This window comes from Polaribacter glomeratus (genome assembly GCF_002954665.1).
In the GTDB taxonomy this organism is placed as follows: Bacteria; Bacteroidota; Bacteroidia; order Flavobacteriales; family Flavobacteriaceae; genus Polaribacter; species Polaribacter glomeratus.
The window spans coordinates 1756378-1759860 of the sequence record NZ_MSCM01000001.1; the positions used below are offsets into that span (position 1 = coordinate 1756378).

The 3483-nt window shown below is 31.9% G+C and carries 2 protein-coding genes; both read left to right on the plus strand.

All coding sequences use genetic code 11. From position 1 onward, the window contains the following. Window positions 1–408 (plus strand): T9SS type A sorting domain-containing protein (locus BTO16_RS17585; protein WP_170064426.1); only part of this gene is annotated, 408 nt, incomplete at its 5' end. 617 nt (window positions 409–1025) lie between these two features. Continuing rightward, window positions 1026–3483 (plus strand): thrombospondin type 3 repeat-containing protein (locus BTO16_RS17590; RefSeq protein ID WP_170064427.1); only part of this gene is annotated, 2458 nt, incomplete at its 3' end.

The window sequence follows — 3483 nt, forward strand, 5'->3', positions numbered from 1 at the left end:
AACACTACTAAAATTTCTGCGGATGATTTAACAACCATCACTTTTACATTCTTACCAGTAGAAGCAAATACTAAAAAATTAGATTTAAAAATCTCTGATGTAAAGTTTACCAAGTCTGCAGTAGAAAACCAAACTGTTGGTAAAATTGAACAGTTTCAAAATAAATTTATGGCATACCCAAATCCTTCTAAAGGAAATGTAAACGTGCTTTTATTTAGTAAAGTAGACGCAAAAGCAACCGTTTCTTTATTTGATGTTACAGGTAAAGAAATCTACAATGCTCCTGTTCAATTAACAACCGGTAAAAATGAAATCGATTTTAACGTAAAAGTAAAACCTGGTATCTTATTCTTAAAAGTGAATAGCAAACAAACAAATTACGGAACCTCTAAAATATTCTTTAGATAAAACTGCTAATTTATTAATACCAAAAAGAGGAACTGTTTTAAGTTCCTCTTTTTTATATGTAAAATAGCTTTTTATATAATAACGTATAAAATAAACAGAAAAATGAGTTTCTACAAATTATAAAACAATATTGATATTTAACTTTTAGATTTAAAGAACAATAATTAAAAGTCTACTGCTAAACTTATTTATCATTGCACAAAAGCATTAATAAAAAACTAATATTTAAAGAAATAAAATAACGAAAAAGTGTTTTAATTTAGAGTTAAATCTGCAAGAAAAATAGGTCTAAAGTATTATACAAAAACATCCTGTAGTCTTAAACACAGCAAAAGTATCTTTTAAAATATATAGAATGAACCATATTTTGCACTCTAAATTTAAACCTTATTTTTAACGCCACCCAACGAAGGAAAGCAACTATTAAACGAATTTTTAGGAAATTAATGAGGCTTAATAATCAACTTTGCCTACATAAACTTGAAGCAGACGTTTCTATAATTAGGTAGAATAATCTTTATAAAAAGAATTAAAATTTAATTAAATAACTGATATTCAGTAAATTACCTCCAAAAGTTTTTTATTATATTTACAGGCCAAAAAACCCTAATTAAAAAATGAATTACATTAACAAAAAAACCCTAATTACACTAATTTTTTTAGTTTCACTTGTACAACTTAGTCATGGAAACATTTTCTCAAAGAACTTCGAAAGTGACCATTTAATTTCAACAAGTAAAACTTTATCCACAGGTAATTTTTACGATAATTATCAAACAAACTGGAAAAACGTAAAAAAATATAAAACAGGTTATTTCTGGAACAGAGCAAAGCCAACAACAATCAAAACTGCTGCTTCTGCTACTTCTAACTCTTTAGACGACAAACAGAGTTATATATCAGCTAATGGATATAGCCCAAAAACAAAAAATAAAGTTTCTTTTAGTGGTGATAGCAATAAATCATTTACAAACAGTTCGTCTGCTTGTTCACCTGAAACACCTCTAGAAATAACAGAAGGTAGTGGCTGGGGTATCTCAAGATCTACATTAAATAATAGTGGTGTACCATCATTCTGTTTAAACATTTCTAAAAATGCACCAAGTCCAAATGAGGTTTTCAATACCACTTTAGATCCTAATTCGGATATTAGTTTTAATAACAGTAATTACACAAAAGCTCAAATAAGAGAACTTGTACAGCGGACAGTTGCAGTAATTACGCATCCAAATTATGCACCTAGCAATCTTCCTACAGGTCTTATGTCTAATTTTTATAGATCTATTCAATCTACTGTATGGCACTGGACAAATAACACCAATATTAATAATAATTATTCTTGGACTGCAAGTAATGGAAATACCTATGATGCAGATGATTTAAAAGGATGGGTTTCTAATGGTACTTTAATTGCAACAGATGTATTTTGGTTAGTGCCTAATAACAGCAACACTCAACCAGAAATTTTATTGAATCAAACTTCTCGTCCAGCAACGATAGTAACGAATGTAACAATTTGTTCAAACAGCACTTATAAATGGTCAGTTAATGGTGTCACTTACAATGGTTCTGCCGGAAACAAATCAGTAACCGTACAAGGAAATACTACTGTAAACTCGCAAGGCGTTACTTGTGCCGCTAACAAAACACTAAACTTAACCGTAACACCACAGGTAACTGCTGTAAATTCAACAACAACTACTGCAATTGCCGAAAATCATACCAAAACTTTAGTAGGAAGCCCTTCTGGCGGAACTTGGTCTGTGGTTTCTGGTGGTGGTACTATTTCAGGAACAACTTATACACCTGCTGATATTAGTATAAATACTAATGTTACAGTTAAATATACAATTCCTGCTAATGGAGGTTGTTCTGCTACAACTTCAAGTGTTACTTTTACAGTAACCCCTATGGTGGACCCTTGTGATGCTGTCGCTTCGGGTAATTTAGATACAGATAAAGATGGTGTTTCTGATATTTGTGATTTAGACGATGATAATGATGGTATTTTAGATACTGATGAGTCATGTTCACCCAGATACGCATCATTTGAAAGCGATATTAATGATGTTAATAATAAACATAATGCAGAAGGCGCTGCTGACGGTAATTATGCAGAAATTTACAATAACAATCAACAATTAATTTTAGATCTTGGTCAAGTTTTCCCATCAGGAACACAATACCAAATTACATGGCGTAAGAAAAGTAATGCAAGTGGAACTGCTGTAATTGATTTATCTGAATCTACTTCTCCAAATTCAGGTTTTATTAATCATCCAACATCTCCACAAACTTCAACTTCAGGCAGTTTTATAACTACTACGGTAACTGCAAATGTTAACTTTAGATATATTGCATTTAATAAAGGAAACTCTAGCACAACTGATTATGATTTAGATGCAGTAGGAATAATTTGTTTACCATCAGATACTGATAAAGACGGTATTATAGATAGTTTAGATACAGATTCAGATAATGATGGCTGTCCAGATGCTTTTGAAGGCGCTGCTAATTTAACTACAACTGCAACTCTAAACGGTGGTAGTAATGGTGGTAGTTCAGCTAATTTAGGCACAACTGTAAATTCAAATGGTATTCCTACAGCGGCTGCAACAAGTACTATAACTGGTCAAAATACTACTAATGCTGTAAAAACCGCAGAGCAAATAACTGTGGTTACTGCACCTGCAAATACAGGTGCCGTAACTGGTACTAATGCAACTTTAACTGTTTCTGCTACTGCATCAAAAACAACAACCTACAGTTCAGGAACTCCTAATTACAATAGTGGATCAAGTTCTACAAATACACTTACATATAAATGGTACAAAAACTCCGCACCTAATACTATATTAGCTACAACTAGTTCATTAACATTAAACAATGTAACTGCTGCTAATGCTGGTGATTATACTGTAAAAATAATTGGAACAAATAATAAATGTGGGGTTACTCGCACTGCAACTTTAACAATCTGCCCTGCTATTACAAATTCTACAACAACCACTTCTATTACCGAAGATCAAACGAAAACTTTAGCAGGAAGCCCAACAGGCGGAACTTTTAGTATCG